General features: G+C 46.9%; 13 protein-coding genes and 1 pseudogene. 2 read left to right on the forward strand and 12 right to left on the reverse strand.

The genetic code is table 11. From position 1 onward, the window contains the following. The first annotated feature begins 29 nt into the window (after positions 1–29). Positions 30–4,649 (forward strand): hypothetical protein, encoded by a 4,620-nt coding sequence (locus HMPREF0645_RS03210; protein ID WP_044123261.1) that lies wholly within the window; start codon positions 30–32, stop codon positions 4,647–4,649. A 326-nt stretch (positions 4,650–4,975) separates the two neighbouring features. Continuing rightward, positions 4,976–5,343 (forward strand): annotated as a pseudogene (locus HMPREF0645_RS14155) (IS256 family transposase, variant Zn-binding type); the annotation flags it as partial. Positions 5,344–5,490: 147 nt separating this feature from the next. On the opposite strand, the gene HMPREF0645_RS03220 reads toward HMPREF0645_RS14155, so the two are convergent. From HMPREF0645_RS03220 to nuoH, 12 genes are all read right to left on the reverse strand, one after another. After that, positions 5,491–6,597, reverse strand: a complete 1,107-nt coding sequence (locus HMPREF0645_RS03220) for a DUF4876 domain-containing protein (RefSeq protein WP_007173417.1) — start codon at positions 6,595–6,597, stop codon at positions 5,491–5,493. Between the two features lie 49 nt (positions 6,598–6,646). Then, a complete protein-coding gene (locus tag HMPREF0645_RS03225; protein ID WP_007173418.1) occupies positions 6,647–8,104 on the reverse strand; it encodes a hypothetical protein in 1,458 nt (485 codons plus the stop codon). A 166-nt stretch (positions 8,105–8,270) separates the two neighbouring features. After that, complete coding sequence (locus tag HMPREF0645_RS03230; RefSeq protein ID WP_007173419.1) at positions 8,271–9,716, reverse strand: hypothetical protein; 1,446 nt, start codon at positions 9,714–9,716, stop codon at positions 8,271–8,273. Between the two features lie 64 nt (positions 9,717–9,780). Further along, positions 9,781–12,201, reverse strand: coding sequence for a TonB-dependent receptor (locus HMPREF0645_RS03235; RefSeq protein WP_007173420.1), 2,421 nt, complete (start codon positions 12,199–12,201; stop codon positions 9,781–9,783). 983 nt (positions 12,202–13,184) lie between these two features. Next, positions 13,185–13,418 (reverse strand): YecH family metal-binding protein, encoded by a 234-nt coding sequence (locus tag HMPREF0645_RS03240; protein ID WP_007173422.1) that lies wholly within the window; start codon positions 13,416–13,418, stop codon positions 13,185–13,187. A gap of 930 nt (positions 13,419–14,348) precedes the next feature. Further along, a complete protein-coding gene (locus HMPREF0645_RS03245; RefSeq protein ID WP_007173424.1) occupies positions 14,349–15,815 on the reverse strand; it encodes an NADH-quinone oxidoreductase subunit N in 1,467 nt (488 codons plus the stop codon). A gap of 70 nt (positions 15,816–15,885) precedes the next feature. Next, positions 15,886–17,409, reverse strand: a complete 1,524-nt coding sequence (locus tag HMPREF0645_RS03250; protein ID WP_007173425.1) for a complex I subunit 4 family protein — start codon at positions 17,407–17,409, stop codon at positions 15,886–15,888. 30 nt (positions 17,410–17,439) lie between these two features. Then, positions 17,440–19,464 carry an NADH-quinone oxidoreductase subunit L gene (gene nuoL, locus HMPREF0645_RS03255; protein ID WP_007173426.1) on the reverse strand — a complete coding sequence of 675 codons (2,025 nt, stop codon included), beginning with the start codon at positions 19,462–19,464 and terminating at the stop codon, positions 17,440–17,442. Between the two features lie 8 nt (positions 19,465–19,472). After that, positions 19,473–19,784 carry an NADH-quinone oxidoreductase subunit NuoK gene (gene nuoK, locus HMPREF0645_RS03260; RefSeq protein ID WP_007173427.1) on the reverse strand — a complete coding sequence of 104 codons (312 nt, stop codon included), beginning with the start codon at positions 19,782–19,784 and terminating at the stop codon, positions 19,473–19,475. Further along, positions 19,781–20,308 (reverse strand): NADH-quinone oxidoreductase subunit J family protein, encoded by a 528-nt coding sequence (locus tag HMPREF0645_RS03265; RefSeq protein WP_007173428.1) that lies wholly within the window; start codon positions 20,306–20,308, stop codon positions 19,781–19,783. The genes nuoK and HMPREF0645_RS03265 overlap by 4 nt, the downstream gene beginning before the upstream one ends. Positions 20,309–20,314: 6 nt before the next feature. Beyond that, positions 20,315–20,854, reverse strand: coding sequence for a NuoI/complex I 23 kDa subunit family protein (locus HMPREF0645_RS03270; protein WP_007173429.1), 540 nt, complete (start codon positions 20,852–20,854; stop codon positions 20,315–20,317). Between the two features lie 14 nt (positions 20,855–20,868). After that, positions 20,869–21,957 (reverse strand): NADH-quinone oxidoreductase subunit NuoH, encoded by a 1,089-nt coding sequence (gene nuoH, locus HMPREF0645_RS03275; protein WP_007173430.1) that lies wholly within the window; start codon positions 21,955–21,957, stop codon positions 20,869–20,871. Between the last annotated feature and the right edge of the window lie 20 nt (positions 21,958–21,977).

The following is a 21,977-nucleotide window of genomic DNA, read 5'->3' on the forward strand; positions in this document are numbered from 1 at the left end:
CTTCTCCGAGGTCAAGCAGACCTCATGATGTGTGGCAACGCTGCCTGCTCATGCTCGTCATGATGCTCACCTTTGGTGTGGTGGCCTTTGCACAAAGCTATCCCTACAAAGTGTCTAAGATAGACATTGGTTGTGGAGCCACTGGGGGATCTGTTACATTAAGTGTAACAGGCACGAACGGAGTTAAGCCTAATGGCTCCGCGCAAATTCGTAAGCCAGGTGATCCGGATCATACTATTACGGTAAATGGTGTGCAGCTGTTGGATGATGCAAATTTGACTCAGTCGTCAACCGATCCTAACACATGGACTAAAACATGGTATAACCTTTCCGAAGGAACATACGACGTGTACTTCCTTATCACTACTGGCAAAAAACAAGAGTATGCTGGGCAGGTAGAGGTGAAGAAAATCAACGAAACGTATGTTTCGCCAACCATGAAATATACCCAGTCAGATCCCTATTGCTCCATCAATGGCAGCAACAACGGTAGCGTTAAGGTAACAGTGAAAGATGGTTTAGGCCCTTTCCACTATACGGCTGAAATCACAAGTGCAGATGGGACGGTGACAACCCAGACTTCAGGTAACGATGCCATCAGCTCCCGTACTTGGACAGTTACCAAGCTTTCTCCAGGTGATAAGGTGAAGGTAACCGTGGCAGATACGCAAAATGGTGTATGCCCCAGTACGACAACGGCAGCTACAATCAATGCAGAGATGGGAAATGCCAGTGGACCAAAGGTGGCACATACCTATGATTTTTATCGTGAGTATTTGGGTAATTGTCAGTTTAATGATTATATTCGCTTTCAAGTTTATGGTGGCTCGCCGGAGGCGCAGCAAGAACAGATAGAGCTGATCAAGACATCTGCTCGACTGAACTATGACGGGAAATCTACCCCATTGGCGAAACTGGAGTATGATGCCAGCAAGAGCGATTTATCCGGTAGTAGGAAATATCTTACATTCAAGGTTATCAACACCGGAACCGACTTTACATATAGTTATTTATATCTGAGTTATGAGGACCTGTGTACCAGAGAGATGAAACAAATATATGGTACACTTACCAGAGTGGTTAACTTTGGAGCACCGGCGTCTCAGCATTTTAGCACAGAGTCCATGAAACTGGTACCCAATGCGAGTGTAAAACTCGACGATAATTGTAATGTCATCAGTTCGAACTACGCGCTAGGCTACACCATCACCGGTGGTACCATTAAATACTACTTCCCCACGGGAACAAAGGCACAAATTCAGCAAAAACAAGGAGATGGCAGCTGGAAAACACTACCCATCGATGTGCCACTCGATGGTGTGAACTTGTTTGAAAGCGCACCGCGTCGCAGCATTGACCTCAACGCGTATGGTGCTGGCACTTACCGCATCGTATATGATGATGGTTGTAGCACGGTAAAACTTTCCAAAGAGGCTGTTGTAGCACCGCCCAAACAAGAAACCCTGAAAATAGACGGCAACGAATTGATACCCAGTTGTCACTATGGTCTTCACGGAAATACAGGTGGTACGCTTTTCTATACCACCACTGCTGTCAATAGCGCAGACATCACGATTGAAAGAGCTGATGGCGCGCCAACCGGTACATACAAGGTTACGGAGTTCCTCAGTGATGTGGAATACGATTACACACTTAAATTTCCTATTGTGCTGAAGAACATGACTCCAACTCAATCTAAAAAAGATGGCGACGGTAAGGTGCAATCTGGGTTCGAGCTTTACGATATGCCTGCAGGAGAGTACAAGATTACATTGCACGACCGTTGTGGGAACGCATCCAACACTGCTACCTTAAAGATAGACAACACTGCTCGTGGTAATGTCCGTAGGTATATTCCATGTAATACCGATGGCTACAAGAATGGATTCAAGATTAAGGCAGGATGTGGTGAGAACAAGGTTCTTTTAGACTTTGGTGTTTTCCATCCTGACCTTGGTGACTGTCCGGGTTGGATGGAGATGGATTACTATCAGGGAAGAGATGACTGGAAACATAATAGAGGTAAAGTTCGCTATCAGGAGCACCATGAACTGGATGCCCAAGAGTTGAGCAATTTTGAAATAGCCATAGACATACATCATCCACGCAATGAAAGCGAAAAGAAATATTCGGTGATGATGGGTGAGTTTATACCTTATGTTTCCGGCGTACATATTGGCAAGAACACTTATGCCATCAAGTCATTCAAGGTTCCTCTTCCTTCGACCAAGGGCGACGGTGCTTTCGAGGTGCAAGGTGCGATGTGCAATCGGAATGGCTCCAACTCGGGTCTTATCAGCGTGGGCATCAAGCGTGGGCTTGAAGCAACTTATCCATTGCACTACGAACTGAAGAAAGCCACTATGAAGAATGGTATTGTAACTCCCGAGGGAGAAGCTATAGAGACAGTGAAGATCACCGAAGATAAGGGCGCAGATGCATCTCTTCGCGTGTTTAGCGGACTTGCAGAGGGATGGTATCAGGTAACTGCAGAGTATAATTATGGCGGTGGCTGTCCTGCACAGGTGTCGAATGTTTATATCTCTCCTGTAGGAATTCCTGAAGTAGAAGCAGAGTGGGCAGAGAAATGCTATGGTCAGGGACTTGCTCCCAATCATTTGGAGATACCCGTGTCTACCTATATGTATGATGTGACATGGACTCGCAAGAATCTTGACACAGGCGAGACAGTTGAGGTTGGTACAGGTAACGCCATAGACGCCACTTTCCCCAAAGCAGGAACGTATGAGTTCACCGTAGGTACCAAGTTTGCACAATCGATACCTACCTGTGCTGGCAGCTCTGGTGGCGAACGTAAGGTAATCATCACTGTTGGCGACTGCACGGGAACGATGGAGAAAAACCTTTGGGTAGGTAATGAGGACACCAAGTTTGAGAATCAAAACAACTGGACAGTAAAGGTGCCGGGAGATGGTGAGGACGTGGTATTTGCCACTGAGGCAAACAATGCTAATCCCAAGAACCCTGCACAGAAAGGCGCAGCCAAGAACGACTGTGTATTGCCAGAGGGCAAGGTGCTGACCATCGGAACACTGGAGAACCAGTCAGACAAGGCTCTTGTGGTATCGAAGAAGAGTAGTGTGGTGGTTTCTACTGCGTTAGTAGGTTACAATCAGCCGGACGATGCCAAGAAGTTGGTGATTAAGACCGACGAGAATGGAACGGATGCTGGCGGCTCGTTTGCCGTATCGTATGCTGAGCCATGCAGCTCTGATGTATATGCAACGGTCGAGCTCTATGGACGCGGACAGAAGATTGGCACCGACAAGATAAGGACGAAAGACAATCTTCAAGGCTCGCCAACCTATGGCCGCATGTTAATAGCAGAGCCTTACACATGGCAACAGATTGGTATTCCTGTGACGGAAACGGCACCAAGCCCCGTATTCAAGGGTTCTTACCTGCAATCTTATTCGGAGGCCAAGAACAGTACGGAACAGTATTACCAAAAGTGGAGCTGGTTGACCAAGGACAACACGATGTCTCCATTCGTGGGCTATCAGCTCACACAGGATGCACCGAAGGTATATGCACTGACCGGTAAATTGAACCTGTGCGACCACAACTTAACGCTGACACGCCAGGCAGCGGAGGTAACAGCATCTAAATCTACCAACGTGGGCGAGAAGCATTGGGGATTGGGACAAAACATCTTTGCCAACTCTTACACAGCTGCCATCGATATTGACAAGCTTAGCTTCCCCGAAGAGGTTGATCCTACGGTATATGTGTACCATACGGGTAGTTTCAACAACTGGTATGAAAATAAGACGACCAACGGAACGCAAGATTTGAATGTGGCAGCAGGTGGCTACTTGGCTGTTCCTAAGAACACAGCAGCAACCATTGGTTACAAGTCGATACCTTCCATGCAGGGCTTCTTGTTGAAGTTCACCAAGGAAGAGACCAAGTTGGGCAATGAGGCTACCGTGACAGTTCCCTACAATAGTGTAGTGAAGAACGAGCGGGCAGCCATGGCCAAACCTTTCTATGCTCCGGCAGAAGTGCCTGGCGCCGTACAGATGGTTTTGGAGAGTAGCAAGGGTAGCGACGTGGTTTGGCTCATCGAGGCCGAAGGTACCACAGACGGCTACGACCGTGGATGGGATGGCCGCAAACTGTTGACCGGTGCGCCTGCCAGTCTGTATGTGCAGACAGCCGACGGACAGATGCAGGTGAACACCACTGCCAGCCTTACCCAACAGCAGGTTACCGTTGAGGGTAGCGACAGCGAACAGTACACGCTGACCATTCGCAAGCACAACCTGCCACAGTACGAGCATCTAAAGTTGGTAGACTACACGGCTCGCCAGCTGGTAGACTTGAGTGAGGACGTAACTTCTTACACTTACTCAATGCGTAACACTGGCATGGACAGCAACCGCTTCATGCTGATGAACACCACGGCAACCTCATTCGACAACTTGCCCACCGACATCCAGCACGTTACGACGTCAACCTGGAACGGTCCGGCCACTGTGTATGCCACATCGGGCGAACAGGTTGCGAAGGTGCGCCTGCCCGAAGACATGGCTCGCCTGAAGGCTCAACTGCCCGGCGGTGTGTACGTTATCTCGATGCAGGTAGACGGCAAGACCGTGAATCAGAAATTGGTGATAACCCATTAATCATCAATCACAATCTCAATCAAAAAGGGTGATAGCTATATGCTATCACCTTTTTTAATTCAAAATTCATAATTCATAATTCACAATTAAGCTAACGCGGTGGCAATTCAAAATTCAAAATTAGGCTAACGCGGTGGCAATTCAAAATTCAAAATTATTCGCAAGCTCATCAACTCGTCACAATTTTCAATTCACAATTTATTACTGTCCGCTAAACATCTCAATCTGGAAAAATTCTTCAACCAGCCCGATGGTGATCTTAAAATTTTATTGGCACAGGCATCAGAAGCACCCCCGGAGGTAATCGAAAACTAACAGGGGGGCTTGTCCAAGTGAGTAAACATGCCCAACTGATGATAATCAGGAGGTTGGGCATGGAGAAGGTTGGTTTAGCGGACAGTAATATAATGAAATTTGGTAAATGGTGTGCCCGGTGGGAGGATTTTCTGAATGAAAGAACGACTCTTATTTCAGGCAAGACCACTTACGACTTAGGACTGCCAAGAGGTCTTTAAAAACACATCTCAAGTGGCTCTTTACAAATGAAGAACATACGGAGGTAAACATACCGAATACAACCAATATGTTGGAAGGCTACAACTCACAACTTAAAAGAGCTTTACTGAACCATAACGGATTAAGCGATACCAACAAAAAGAAGTTTATTGATGGATTTCTGAATATAACAAAGTAGGCTGGAAATTGCCAGCCTACCATTTGTCCATTACAAACATCTGGAGCTTTTTCAGCCTACCAAATGTCCACTACGCCCATATTTAGGTAAAACCTATTTCATGATGTTTAGCAAGAGAAGGCAGGCATTTATAATGCCCATGCCTTCTTATTTCGTAGGTACAACTACTTTCTTGACCTCAAAGTCAACCGATGAGTTGTTTGTATCAGATAATCTTTTTCCATTGAAACGTCGAGTTATCATCTTGCCTGCACCAACGTCTATTTTGTCATCAGCCTTTTCGTAAACGCCATTCCAACCTTTGTCCAGTGTACCCGATATAGGGAAACTTTTTTCAGTCGTAACTCCTTTGAACCTTACGTTTACAGCATCTACGACCCATTGGTTCGGTAAGAACATGAGAATTTGTGAATGTGAGTGATGTCCACTCTCGTTCCACATGACATAGCGTCCATACTTTGCCGTCGGCTCTTCAATTTCTTTTAGCAACGCTTCATTTATCTTGGCATTGTTCATATTCTCTTTAATCTTCTCGATAGGTTCTGCCAAACGTATCAGCGCAATGGTGAAGTTACGCTCAAATCCGAAAGGTACATACTCATCGTCGTCTTCATCCCATACTCCGACTTTCGATTTGTCCTCTTTCATCCTGTTTTCCTGTTCTTTGTCGTCTTCCTTGCAATAGAGGAATGTCATGTGTGGAACGTTTTCGTTACCATTCTGCCCCCATTCAAAGTCGGCATTGGAAAGGTCGATAAGCTTTTCGACACCTTTGTATTTGGTTGGATCTTCTTCATTCTCTATCAAGAACTTCTTGTATCCTTCCGCATGATTGATGGCTTTCATGGCAATAACGATGGTTTTGCCTGCCTTTACGATGTATGGCATGCCACTTTTATCTTTAGGGAACCCAATCATATTGGAAACGCCAAACCCTTTCTGTCTATAATCGCAATTAGGTTTGTCAAAGTTGATTTTGTCAACAGCGTTGTACTGACAGAGTGCCAAAGCCATGTTCTCAAGGCTTATGTCATGGTCGGTAGGGTTGTAGACGGAAATAAACTTGTCATCCGTTTCTTCAGATTTGTAGCCTTTGGGTGTCTCCACGAAGTCTCCAGCATAGTAAATGTCCCTGATAATCAGGTCTGTGCTTTCTGTCTCAGCGGTATTTTTCTTTTCTTCTGGTTGTCCGTCGCGTGTACAGTTTGCGAAAAGCGCAATTGTTGCCAATGCGCATAACATCATCTTTTTCATTTTGTTCTTTCTTTTTATCAGTTATTGTTGTTTATAATAATTGTATGAATTAGAGGAACCAGTTACCAAATGCGCCAAAACCATGCGTCTTAACATTTTGGCCTGCTTCGTATGCTTGTTTTCCTGTTAATCCAATCTCTCTACCTAAGTAAAAATAATATGGTTCTGAAGGAGAAACATTTGTAGGATCTGAGTCGAACCTGTTGCAATACACCTTAATAGGTATGTTGAAGCGTATAAGCTCTTTCCATTCAGGAACCTCGAGGGTTGTATTCTTCGATTGCCAGAAAGGATTATAGAAAGGTGCACAGGCTTTTTCGCTCTTCATCCAGTCCCAATATCCAGCATAGTCCAGCTCCTTGTTGGCAATGATAGCCTTAGGAATATATGCCTTCTTTCCCTTTTGACATTTCATAACTCTTATGGAAAGATAGAAGTAGGGCAATATATATGAAGGACGGCTATATACTACCGGCTCATCAGAAAAACCTTTTACCTTAAAGGGCCACGTGTCATTTTTTTCTACATACCCATATCGTCCGTCTATTTCAGGTCTAAAGTTAGATGAAGGCTCGTTAGCCTCATAATAAAAGTTGATATGTCCTTTTAGTCCTACACAGTCCTTATCATAAGAAGCGCATGAATTAGCATTGGTGGCATCAAGGGGTGGCAGCAACCTAATGTTGTAAAACTCGCGCATACCGTCAGCCATGGCATTCTGATGCCATGTGTCACGGTAGGCATATTCAAACAAATTCTTGGTTGCATTTTGTCTACGCATGAAGATATCGTGACCTAAAGTTTCGTCCTTATCTACTCCTTCGAAATAAGGTGATACGACGGGATGATCGTCTACTTTGCCATCTTTCCCATTTTTGTCAACTTCCCATGTACCTCTACAGTCTTCAATCTTGTATGGGTTACCCTTATCGTCAACGTCGCTGATGGTAAAAAATATTTGATACTCATCAGAGTGCTTGTATATCTCATCGTTAAGCAACTTCCCATCTTTATCCAAGAAGTACAAGCATATACCCCAAAGGTTTTTATCTCCACCTATAAGGCGAATGTAAGGTTGCTGGGGAGTAGGCTTGTCTAACTTCTTTTCAAAAACAGTTTGAATACTCTTTTCCCACTCCACCTTTACAGTAGGAAACTTTTGTGAGTTGTTTTCTACTATGACAAATTCTTCTTGTCTCCATGGCGCTGCTGGGTAAACATAATTGCCATGAAATTTTTCATCTCCGTGTGAGTGTCCTTCCTTGAACATGACTAAGCAACGAGCCCAGTTGTTGAATGCACCATCTTGGTCGGGATTACTCATGGTATCACCAAAGGGAGCTTTTTTCTTCAAGCTGTCAACCATGGCATCCGCACCGCTGTGTGGTACTTCTTTGTGTTCAAGTGGGTTTTCGTTGTAATTGATGTTCATGTTTCCAAAGATAAAATCATCACATGATGTACATAGCATCAATATAAGAACAAAACAAAAACTATATTTTTTCATTTTATTATTTTATTGTAAATGTCTTGATTAGAAAGTCCAGTATAATTGGCACTTTGCTAAATACTCTCACTCCTTTTAGCCGTGTGTGTAATTTTTCCTTAGTTAGGAGAACGTGTCAGCCATCTGGGGAATGATGATGCGCAAATGCCTTCCATTTAGCTGAAGTCTACATGACGAATATATTCTTGCGATTCCTGGACAGCAAATATTGAGGATTGAAGAAATAATTCTTGATTTCATTGGTATCCATGTGAGGATAGAACTTTTTGAAATCTTTCACGAACTTCTTGTCTCCATCTTTCATGTCCGCAATGACACGGAATGTTAAAGGAATATCAATGTCGTGATTACTCCATTCTGATTTTATTTCATTAAAATTATAAAGTCCTCTACCTTCTCCATTTCCGAATGTTGGAATTTCAGAACAAGTCTTTGAGTCGGCATCTGGATTATCATTTCCATATTTGGGCCAAATAGCATTCTTTGATTTATCCATTTGTGATACGATGTTGCATAGACTTATTTGCATCGCAAATTCAGTGTTGGCTTGGCTAAACTGTAACACACCCTTGAATCCCATTCTGTCCAAATTGTTTGGACCCTTACCTATTCTCCGGCATTGATGCAGTAATTCCACGAAGTCGCCTTGTCTTTGTCTCAGTGCATTTGTACCATCGTCAACTACGCCACCGTCACCGCTACCTTCTTGATATTCATATCCCAATTGTTTTTCAAATGGGTCGGTATCTCGGTATTGGTATGTAAACAACTTGTTGGTAAGTTCTGCTGCATGTGGCATGGTGAGTGTTTGAAAGAATTTATAGCCATTTTCAGTCCATGTGGCTTGATCTCTTTTCAGCGTGGGGAATATATTTATCGCTTTGTCTATCAGAGTGCTGTCATATGGCATGATTTCTGATTTGTTTCCACTTTCGGGTGCAAGCAGTGCATTGGTAGTGGTGATGTCACAGGTCTTTAACTTGTCGCCCTCCATTTCAAAAGTAAGTTCTGGATAATAGGTGGATTTCTCATCCAGTGTGTGTGGATAAAAACCCTGCTTACTGTTCTTGGATATGGTTTTACCGTCTATAGTGTAACTGTGTTCCAATACTTCGTTGCCAATGGTAAAGAAGTGTTGGTGCTGTACCAGCGTGGAGTTATCGAGGTCTGGCTCTCCATTTTTCTTGTAATAGAACTGTATGAACTCACCATTTATTTGTTGATGATTGGCTCCATAATACGTAAGCTCAAGTCCGTAATAAACGTCATCTGACGCAACTACATCAAAATGGTCGCGCTGACTCGTAATTTGCATTTGTCCGTTGTCGCCCTTGCTTATCTCTATTTGTTGCATGAGCGGATAGTCTGTTGGTTTATCCGTGTTCAAGCTTATCATGTTGTACGAGTCTTGTTCGTATGTGTTGTCTATACTGTTGTCGGCACCAAAGTTTCCAACCTTTATGTTACCGCCCTTGAACCCCATTCTAAGTACGGCACTCACTGCATATATCTGTGAGTGTCCCTTGCCATTGTACTCGATAGAAGCAGGAGGAGCTTTTACTATTGTTTTCAAGAAATCATCAACATCATTGGTAGAACATGCAGCAAGCATGCAGCAGCATCCTACAGCTAAAATAGTTGAACGCATTATTGTCTTATATTGTAACTTCATTTTCTTAAAATTTGATGATTGTGCGCAAAGAGTAGTTCATGCCACGTTCGTGCGCATAATATCTAAATCGGTCTGTATATTCCTTATATAATGTGTTGAGAATGTTGTCGCCTACTAACATTACCTTTATTTCCCTGTTGCTGGGCAGCTTAAAAGCAACGTCTGCTGTGGTGCCAAGCAAGAAGTAAGGGTCGGGCGATACAGCCACTAAATCCTTGTTGGGGTCGAAACGTTCCTGTTTTGTGACATAGTTGCCAGAGAGAGAGAACGATGCCTTTATCTTTTTCTCCGCTCCGAAGACATGTTCGTAGTTGGCTGACAGTCCATACCTGTCTGATGGCATGAAAGGCAACCAGTCGTCTCGTGTAATGTTGCGTGCAAATATCCATTCGCCCTTTGCTACGATACTGAGTCCTTTAATGGGATTTACTGTAGCTTCTATATCGCCACCATACAGTCTCACATCGTCCTGATCGTACATAAACTTGGCGTATTTTCCACTTGGACTGTTATGAAAACGATTAGCGCCATAGCCGATATGGTCGTATATATAACTGTTGATGTGTTGGTAGAACATGCTTGGCTCTACAGATACCCATGTGTTGCGATATCTTGCGCCTAAGATAGACTTCCATCCGCGCTCACTCTTTAGGTTTCTATTGCCCACTACCCAGTAAGAACCTTCTTGCAATCCGACGGCATAAAGCTCGTTGATGTCTGGTGGACGCCACGACCAACCTATGTTCGCACGCATGTCCCAGTTGTCGTTAAACTGATAGTGAGTGGCAAAGCTCGAGGTGAAATTGCTGTAAACCTTGAAGTCATCGTAATAGTCGTACTTGTTCAACGTCGTGTAACCGCTCACGCTCATTACTCTAAAGTCGTAACGCAAGCCCAATTCGCATTGCAATTTTTCAAAGAAAGTCGCCTTATGCAACAGGAATCCACCCATGGTGAGAGCCGCAAAGTTTGGTACAAAGGCAGGATTCTTGGTGCCTGGGAAGTTGTAGTTTGTCTGGTATGTGTTTGCCACGCCTGCGAAGGTAGACATTTTGTAAGGCTTCCATGAAGCACGATATGACAAGTCGCCCTTGTATGTTTTCAATATAAGGTCTTGCATCGGGATGACGCTCCACTCCTTTTTCATACGGTTCTCGTACTCCTGTCGCAAATTTTCTTGAAACGACAAAGTCAAATCCAGCGATTGCTTTGGGTTGATGCGATATTTCACCTCACCCTTCAGCGTGAAGTGTTGTGATTGCTGGAAGGGTATACCAATTTCATAACTGAATGGTTGCAATGACGACTCTGTTGGACGACCAATGCGGAATCGTTCTTGTAGTTGTGCCAAGTCGGATATTTGGCTACCAAAATAGATACCAGAGCGTTGGTAGAACAAACTTGTAAGCACTGTTGCCGTGATGCGCTTGTTCTCAAAACCACACATAGCAGACATGCTGATGTTGTTGTACCCCGTGTTGTTCATGATGTATTCGGGTGTATGGTAATCACCGCCACGGGTATAGTTACCGTGCAGACGCATACCGAAATTCTTCCAACCTGCCTCAATACTTCCCGAACCGCTTATCCCTCGGGCATTGGTGTCATAGCCGATGTTGGTAACTCCTTTCACGATAGGCTTGTTGTGTCCATAGGGTAGAGGCGCATCATTGAGCAATACCACACCTCCCATGGCGCCAAAACCGTAACGAATACACTCGGCACCCTTTACAACCTCTACCATGCTGGCACCTGTGTAGTCAATTTCTGGCGCATGATCGTTACCCCAACTCTGACTCTCCAATTTCACACCGTTGTTCATCAAAAGTATACGACTGCTGTGCATACCTTGAATAACAGGTTTAGCCACCGTACTACCAGCACTGATAGAACTCACACCAGGAATGGACTCCAACATTTTTGCCAACGAGGTGGCACCACCTTTTTCGAGTATACTTTGATCCAAAGTCTTGGCTTGCTGCATGATGTCGGTGTGTCTCTTTTTTGATGTCACCGTTACACCACTTAATAGCTGAGTGTCTTCCTTTAGTTTGATATTCAGTGTACGTGTTTGAGTTGATACATAAGAAATGTAACTCTTGTAGCCTACGAATGTGACAGTGATTTTCACCTTCTTATCGCTGTTGCCTAACTTCATAATGCAGGTTCCCGACTCGTTGGTGACGTATGTCTTACCGTTGCTATCTTTCACAACAGCTCCTAATATGGGTTCGCCTGTTAGCGCATCTGTAACTTGAAGGGTCACGCTACCCTGCTCGGCTTTGTCTGTGCTTACGTTTGTACCATTGTATGCCTTCGTGGCAGAGATGCTCAGAAATAGCATCGTCAGCATGAGCAAGCATCCCTTAAAAAGGGATGCTCGAGCCGATAGAATCTTTTGCGTTCGTTGTTCTTTTTTCAACATTTTGCTATTTTAATCGCTAATTCCAATTAGAAGTGCAAAGGTATTCCAACTTCTCGATTCAGAAAAAATATGTTCATACCCAAAAATAGGTATTTTCTTGTTGCTCTTTTTGTGTGCATGATTACTTTTTGATGTAGGTGAGCTTGTTGAATAAGTCGTGTTCCTCTTGTTTGGAATTTTGTCTGTGTGCCCATTATTTATTATTAGTGTGCGAAAATGCGGGTGTTGTACACATATTTTACTGCATTTGCCCTACTAACTCTTTGTAATAAGACGTAGTTGATGACAGCTTAGTGCCAGTCATCGAGCGATAGAACTGCATATTTATGACTAAACAAACGATGAAATCTAACAATTCATAATTCACAATTTTCAATTCACAATTGACTGCGCGGTTTTTTAATTCATAATTATTCGCAAGCTCATCAACTCGTCACAATTTTCAATTCACAATTAAGCTGCGCGGTGATTCTTCCCTCTTAACTCTTCCCTCTTCATTCATCATTCTTCACCTTCCACCGTTTCTGTTGTATCAACTTGCTCAACGCTCAGCCAATTGTGACGAGTTGATGAGCTTGCGAATAATTTTGAATTGCAACCGCGCAGCTTAATTGTGAATTATGAATTTTGAATTATGAATTACAACGCGTTAGCCTAATTTTGAATTATGAATTGAAATCTCCTCCGTACCGCTATGCGGCATCTTAGAATATCCGGAGAATATCTTTTTATAGACATAAGGCTCATCGCAAAATATCTTTGCGTTTGCGGCGCAAACAATATTAGAATATCGCCACACCCTCTGCCTAACCGAACCTAAATCGTTCTATTACGTAGGGGCGTGATTTATCACGTTCCGCCTCAACACACAAATGATGTCAAACACAGGCGGAACGTGATAAATCACGCCCCTACGAATTACATCGCGCTAGCTTATTTGTGAATTATGAATTATGAATTTTGAATTGAAAACTCCAGTTGGTTTAATGGTTGCAAACCTTGCTTTCGTCGACTGTAAATCCATCGCTGCCAGCAGGCATGAACTTGCCGCGAGCCTCCAAGAACTCCACAAGCTGCTTGGCAGTCAAATTCTCTGCCGAGCAAGTTTGAAATCGTGCGTCGGCCCCGAATTTATCTATAATAGCCTGTACGAGACTTTCACGCGTTGGATAACTGTTGCCTCTCATCATTTGGATTACTTCATGTCCGTGTATCATATCTTCTAATTTTAAATGTTAATACTGTTGAACACACTGATCGTGTGATTCAATACTATTGATCGTATGGCAAAAACAATGCCGATACAATATATGGCAGATGCTATATGGCTCCAAAGACAAATGTTTAGACACTTTTAACAAGCTTTTGACAAAAATACAACTATTCAGCAATAATGTCGTGTTTCTTTATGGTTTATTTGAGGACAACAAACAGCAACATGTATACTGCAAGAATAACAAGACGTTCGCTCGTATCAAGATCGAAAGGATATGTCCACGGACGTTGGGTTTATCATGAGCAGTTTGCCTTTATCTCGGTTTGCAGTCATGCGTCATCATGAAAGGTTAAACATGTTGACAAAATGTCTTCAAATTTTCGATGATTTGAAAATAAGATTGACTTCGCTCGACATACGAAAAACAGGCGGAGTTTCGCAAACGCTTGACTGTCAGCCGTTTTAGAAAAGCAGCCCTTTTTCTTCCTATTTTCCTACTTGCGATTGCGTATTGAACGGCATGACGGGAAAGCCTTAACCGCCGTGCGACTGAGGCTCTTCCGCGCAGCCACAAAGGCCTAACCGCCCAATGAGAAGGTTCCCATCGCAACAAACTTATGCGTTTGGGAAATGCCAGGCTCGGCTATGTCGAAAAAAGATGGCGCTTTTCTCTCTGGATGACTCGAAAATAATGCTCCAAAAACGGTAATTATATTTTACTATTTTTGAAAGTGCATACGCTTAAATTAATCTCTACATAGAAAGGTTAAGGGGTCACACTTGGAAGACAACATGAAAACAGAACGAGAATAAGTAGAGACAGAACAAAACCAGCCACATCTCTCATGGAGACGTGGCTGGTTTTGTTTGTATGTTCTTTCTGCTCTGCTCCCCTCAATCCTGTAATCAGAGGAATGGGAAGCGAAGCCGATTATACCATGGCCGCATAAATCCAGTTGTACACATAGCTACACACACCGAAGACAACGATGCCGAGGGTGCAAACGGCCAGCGCCAACTTGGTGTTGACATGACTGCGGAAGGTGGGCAGTGGGTTGTCGTTATGCTTGATGTACATGGCCTTGACAATGAGCAGGTAGTAGTAGAGGCTGACAACGGTGTTAATCAAAGCGATGAACACTACGGCATAAATGGTAGCGCCGATGGTAGAACTGATGTCCGCCCCCTGCACGGCTGCCATGAAAGCGAAGAACTTGGAGAACATGCCTGCAAACGGAGGAATGCCACCCAACGAGAACAGGGCGATGGTCATGATGAACGACAGGCGGGGGTTGGTCTTGTAGAACCCATCATAGGCATCCATGCTGACCACGCCACCATTGTGCTCCTCGACGGCGGCGATGATGCCAAACACGGCAAGGTTGGCCACCACGTAGATGAGTACATAGTAGGACAGTGCGGTGACGCCCATGGTTGAATTGCCCACCACGGCCAACATGATGTAGCCGGCCTGCGAGATGGAGCTAAACGCCATGAAGCGCTTGAGGTCTTTCTGGTGGATGGCAAAGAGGTTGGCGATGGTGATAGACAGTACGATGACAACCATCAGCATATACTGCCAATGCTCCACCATGTCGGCAAACACTCGCATCAGAATGGAGCATAGGGCGAATGCGGCCGCACCCTTGGACACCACGCTGAGGTATCCGGTGACCACCGTGGGTGCACCCTGATAGCTGTCGGCTGTCCAGAAGTGGAACGGAACGAGGGAAATCTTGAAGCCCAATCCGCTGAAGAAGAACACCAACCCGATGATGGAAATCCAAGAGCCGGTGAGGTGGTGTGCCATGTCGTCGAAATAGAACGTACCCGTGGCTGCATACAGGAAGCTGATGCCATAGAGCATCACGCCGCTGGAGAACGTGGCAGTGAGGATGAATTTGGCTCCGGCCTCGGCAGAGTGGTGACGATATTTGTCGAAGGCCACCAAGCAGGCCATGGGCACGGATGCCAACTCAAGGCCGATGAAGAAGAGGAGGAAGTGGTTGGCGCTCACCATCATGTTCATGCCCAACAGGGTGGCGATGACCAAGACATAAAATTCGCCTTCCTTGAAGGTGGTGTCGGGACGGTTCAGCCATTCGCGTGCCATGATCACGACGATGAGTGTGCCGAAGGCAAGAATGGATTTGATAACTCCAATGCCCGCACCGGTGATATACATGCCTCCGAAAGCCGTGGCATCGGCCGTGGGCATGATATTGATGAGGAGATGTCCCAGCAGAAGTACGCTGACCAGCGGGTTGAACCACTGGCGGGGCTGCTGTTCGCCCGGCTTGGCGGCTGTGAACAGGTCTGCCATGAACACAATGACCAAGACGGCCATCAGCGTGACCTCCGGAATCATATTTAAAAACTGACTGTAATCAACTTGCATAATTCTTATTCTTTTTTTCTCTCCCACCCGCTCCTATCAGCGAAGAGGTAAGGGGGAGAGGCTATCTTTTTTACATTCCTGCAATTATTGTGCTGCCCATGATATGTTGAATCATGGGACCCACAGCGTCGTTGATGATGCTCTGTGCCCAAAGTGGGAACGTACCGAGTCCGGCCACACAGAAGATCAGTGCGCCAACGGCAAGACGCTCATCCCATGTCGCATCGGTGAGCTTGTAATAGTCTTGGTTGGGCACCTTCTGATAGAGTATCTTGCCCACCACGCGGAGAATATAGACCGCGGTGATGACAATCGAGGTACAGGCTATGATGGTACAGGTGCGATGGAACGTGTCGTTCACCTGGAAGGCTCCCACAAAGATGTTCATCTCAGCCACGAAACCGGAGAACAAGGGAAGTCCGAGGTTGGCCAAACCGGCCACGACATAGGCCACGGACAAGAAGGGCAATATCTTCATCAGTCCGCCCAGTCGGCGCACGTCGCGCGTGCCAGTGCGGTGATAAATCATACCGATGACAGCAAAGAAGAGTGCGGTCATCAAACCGTGGGAGAGCATCTGGAGCACAGCTCCGTTGATGGCAGTCTGCGTCATCATGCAGAGTGCAAAGAGCACCAGACCGCAGTGAGACACCGAGGAGTAGGCGTTGATATACTTCAGGTCGGTCTGCACGCAGGCCGAGAGGGCACCATAGACCACGGAAATGGTGGTGAGGATAAGGAATATCCAGCACAACTCACGGGCGGCATCGGGCAGGAGGAACATGGCCACGCGGAAACAGCCATAGCCTCCGAGCTTCATCAGCACACCGGCGTGGAGCATGGAAACAGCCGTAGGGGCTGAAGCATGACCGTCGGGCGACCACGTGTGGAAGGGGAAGAGAGCGCCCAGAACGCCAAAACCTATGAAGATGAACGGGAAAAACACCTTCTGGACAAACACGGGAATGGCATGGCTCTGTGCAATGGCCACGACATCCATCGTGTAGGTTCCACTATATTGTCCGTTGAAGAAATAGATGCCGAGAATACCGATGATGAGCAGGGCAGAGCCACCCATGAGCATCAGGGTGAGCTTCATGGCCGAATATTCCTTCGGTCCGGTTCCCCATACGCCAATGAGCAGGTACATGGGGATAAGGGCTACCTCATAGAACATGAACATGGTGAAGAGGTCTTCGCTGATGAAGAAGCCGAACACGCCGGCGGAAAGGAGCGTGAACCAGAGGAAATACTCCTTTTGCATGGGATGCAATTGCCACGATGCAAAGGTTCCGGTAATCACAATGATGGCCGAGAGCAGAATCATGACAACGGCTATGCCGTCGACACCTGTTCTATAGAATATATTCAAAGGTTCGAACCAAGGTATGGCGTCGCCGAAGAGGAATGGGTATTGTTCGGCGGGCATGGTCGCGCGCGCTCCGAGGAATGCGAAGACGAGATAGATGGCCAAGGCCAGCAAGGCGACCGAGCCAACTACCATGACCCCACGCACCTGACTGTCGTTGCGGGCAATCCACAGGCCGAGCAACATCAGGAGGGGTATGACAACGAATAGTGTTAGAAATGTCATTTGTATGTGTTTTGAGATGGATGGGGTGATTTAAATACAGAGCAGAATCAGGGTGAGTGCCACGCTACCGGTGAGGAACCACACGGCATATTGGCGCACATCGCCACTCTGCCATGGGCGAATGCTCTCGCCGGCCTCTTGTGTTGCCCAAGCCGAGAAGTTGAACATGCCGTCGATGACATGTCGGTCGAACCAGGCAATGGGAATGGAGAAACAACGGAACACCACCTTATGGGTAAAGAACTGCCAGGCATCGTCGATATAGAAGCGATTGAGCGCCGCTCTGTGAAGGGCGGGCATTCGCTTTTGCAACATGTCGGGTGCGGGGTTGGTGCCACTCTTGTACATCCATGTGGCCAAGCCGATGCCAACAATGGCCACGGCGATACTGGTCCATGCCACGGGGCTCCATGTCCAGAACTGGAACGTCTGCAAGGCAATGTCTTCACTCAGACCATTGGCCGACACAAAGTGTCCGAAGGGTATCATACCTGCAAAGACAGAGATGATGGCCAGGAACACTAACGGTCCCCACATCACGAAGGGCACCTCCTGCGGGCGGCGGCGACTATCGGGGTCTTGCTCGTAATAAGAATTGCCCCAGAAAATAACGTAGTAGAGACGGAACATGTAGAAGGCCGTCATGCCGGAAACCAATGTCATGAAATAGCCCATGTAGGGAGAGAAGTGGAAGCAGGCTGCCACAATCTCGTCCTTGGAGAAGAAGCCTGCAAAGGGAGGAATGCCACTGATGGCGAGACATCCGATCAGGAAGCAGACGTTGGTGATGGGCATGTATTTGTGCAGACCACCCATGTATTGCTTGAAGTTCGAGCCGATAATCACGATGATGGCACCGGAGCAAAGGAACAGCAAGGCCTTGAACATGGCATGGGTGAACAGATGGAACATACTGGCCATGTAGCCCACGCCACCGTGTCCTTCCAGAGAGGTGGACACGCCGAGGGCAACCAGCATGTATGCGATTTGAGAAATCGTCGAGAAGGCCAGACAGCGCTTGATGTCGCTCTGTGCACAGGCCACGGCGGCGGCATAAAAGGCCGTGAATGCGCCGATGTAGGCCACGTAGTGGAGCGTTTCGGGTGCAAAGGCTATCCAAATGGGGAACAACGAGGCCACCTGGAACACGCCGGCAACAACCATCGTTGCTGCGTGGATCAGGGCACTGACAGGTGTCGGTCCCTCCATGGCATCAGGCAACCAGATGTGCAGCGGGAACATGGCCGACTTACCGGCTCCACCAATGAACATGAAGAACAGAGCCATGGGCAGTACCCATGCGGCACCCGGAAGATTGCTAACCACGGCCTGGTCGACATTCAGGTCGTAGCTGAATGTGCCCACATAGAAACTGTAGAACAGGATGCCGAAAAGGAAGAACAAGTCGGCAAAGCGGGTGACGATAAATGCTTTCTTCGATGCGTGTACGGCCTCGTGCTTGGGATAATAGAACCCGATGAGCAGATAGGAGCACACACCCACCAGCTCCCAAAACATATACATCTGGAAGAGGTTGGTGGCCACAACGAGTCCGAGCATCGACATGGTGAACAGCGAGAGGAAAGCATAAAAGCGCTGGAAGCCGTGCTCGTAGCCTTCTTTCTTGTAATTCTCATCGCGCTCGGCCATATAACCAAAGCTGTAGATATGAACCATGGAGCTGACGGTGGTAATCACAACCAGCATCATCACGCTGATGGGCGTCAGGCGGAAGCCTATCTTGAACAGCAGTTCGGTGCCAAGGATAGTCTTGCCAAAGTCCAACCACGTGAAGTTGAACACGGTCAATGTGGGATAGACACCTGAGGCTAAGCGGCCGTTCACCACGTCAACCTCCTCAAAAGGTGTCATCACATGCCCGGTATAGAAAAAGTATTTATAGGCGGTGTACAGGCTCATGGCCCACAGCGTCAGCAGAACCGCCGTACCGATGCAACCCGCAACCGGCTTTTTCATCTTCATACCACATAAGCCGAGCAGCAGGAAGCTCAGGAGCGGCAGAAGAAGTATTAAGAACGAATAACTGTATTCCATTGCTAATCTTAGAATTTCATGTTTTCAATACTGTTCACCTGATTACTGCGGTAGTTTCGGTAAACATTGATAATAATGGCCAGAGCCACGGCTGTTTCGGCAGCACTCACACCGATGGAGAACAGGGTGAAGAACATGCCTTCCATCTGCTCGGGGAAGAAGAAGCGGTTGATGACTGCGAAGTTCAGGTCAACAGCATTCAATATCAGTTCCACTGAGATGAGCATGGCCACCAAGTTGCGACGGGTGACGAAGCCAAACACGCCGATAAAGAACAAAAGGGCGCTCAGAGCCAAAGGTAATTCTACAGGGATTGTCATTTCTTGTCCTCCTTTCTTGCGATCATGATACCTCCGATGATACATGCCAGCAGGAATACTGAGATGAGCTCGAAGGGCAAAACATATTGATATTTCTCACTGCCCACAAGGGCTTCGCCAATCTTCTGCACGGGCAGCTCGAGGTCGGCCACGCTATTAAACTGGGCGTGAGCCAGGAACTCGCTTTTGAGATAAACCACAAGAACCGTGGCCAAGCCCACAAGCGAAATCAGTGCGCCTTGAACAACGCGTTTCCCCTTGAATTGCTCTACAAGTCCTTGCAGCGAATGCTTGGACATCAAATTGATAGCGAAGATATACATAATGGTGATGCCTCCGGCATAAATACTGATCTGCGCTGCGCCGAGGAAGGTATAGCCGAGCACAAAGTAGATGCCGGCAATGCCAAACAGCACGAGGAGCAGAAACGTGGCCGCCCGCATGATGCGAGCCGTGAGCACGGATGCTATTGCTGCGCCAAGGATGACTACAGCGAGAATACAAAAAACGATGAGATTTGCCATAATCTGTTACTTGGTCTTAGTGTTAAACTTTCCGATGGTCAACGGTGCACCGCCATCCTTTACCAAATGGGGCAGGCTACCGCCATCGTAAACTTCCTTGTCCAGGTGAAGCACGAGCTTGGAACGATCAAACACGGCGTGCTCAAAATCGTTGGTGAACTCGATAGCGTCGAAGTTGCAAGCGTTGACACACAACTGGCAGAACATGCAGTCGCCGAGGTCGTATTGATAATCGTCCAACTTTTTCTTCTTGCGCCCGGTTTCCTCATTCGTTTCCATGTGTGCCATGATTTTGATGGTATCGTTGGGACAAGCCTTCTCGCACATGGTACAGGCCACACACCGGTGTGCACCGTTCTCGTCGCGCTTGAACACGAGTCTTCCGCGGAAGCGCGGTGAAACGTGCAGCGTGGTCTTGCGGTTCTCGGGGTACTGTTCGGTCGACTTGGGCGTGAAGTATTCCTTCAGCGTGGTCTTGAGTCCCACGCCGAGTGTCTTCACACCGTCGGCAATGCCCCGGAAATATGATTTATTGTTATTTGCCATTTCCTTACCTTAATTTATTTAATGTACCAGCCTAATGCCACACAAGCCGTCATCAACACTAAGTTGAGCAGCGCGAGGGGCATGAGATACTTCCATTCCAGTTTCAGAATCTGGTCGATGCGCAGACGGGGGAATGTCCAGCGCACCCACATCAGCAGCCAAACCACGGCAAAGGTCTTGCCGAAGAACCAGACGAAGCCGGGAATGTAGTTCATCAGGTTGTCGAAGCCGCTGATGCCGATATTCAGGGGAGCCCATCCGCCGAGGAATACGGCAGAGGCGATACCCGCAATGACAAAGAGATTCAGGTATTCGGCCAAATAATAAAAGCCAAAGCCCATACCCGAATACTCGGTATGGTAGCCGGCAGTAAGCTCACTCTCGGCCTCAGCCATGTCAAACGGGCCACGGTTGGCCTCAGCATTGCCGGCAACAAGGAATGTCAGAAAGGCGATGAGAGCTGGGATATGTCCCTTGAAGATGAGCCAGTTCCAAGGGCCGGTCTGTGTCTCTACGATGTCGCTCATCTGCATCGTTCCCGTGAGCACCACGGCTGCCACGAGGCAAAGGCCGAGCGACATCTCATAGGAGATCATCTGCACGGCAGCACGCATGGCCGAAACCACCGAATACTTGCTGTTGCTTCCCCATCCGGCAATGAAAACACCCACCACGCCAAGGGATGAAATGGCGGTGACGAGGAATATACCCACGTTGAAGTCGAGGATGTGGGCGCCCTTGTTCCAGGGAAGGAAGGAGAATGTGCCCACAGATGCCGCAATCACAAGGAAAGGTGCCAGCCAATAGAGCAACTTGTCGGCACGGTCGATGGTGAAAATCTCCTTGATCAGCATCTTCACCACGTCGGCAAACACCTGGAAGATACCCCAGGGACCCACGCGCATCGGGCCGAGACGGCACTGGAAGTAGGCACACACCTTGCGCTCCATGAAAATCAGCGCGATGGCGATCAGTGCGTACGCCGTGAGAATCATCACGCCCACAGCAACACACTCTATCAGTATGGTCCAGAAATCTCCAAGGCCAAGGGTTTGGCGCAGGAGATTATCGAACCATGTTGTTACTATACTAAAATCAAACATATCTTATTTCTTTTTATTCA

The organism is Hallella bergensis DSM 17361, from assembly GCF_000160535.1.
GTDB classification, from domain to species: domain Bacteria; phylum Bacteroidota; class Bacteroidia; order Bacteroidales; family Bacteroidaceae; genus Prevotella; species Prevotella bergensis.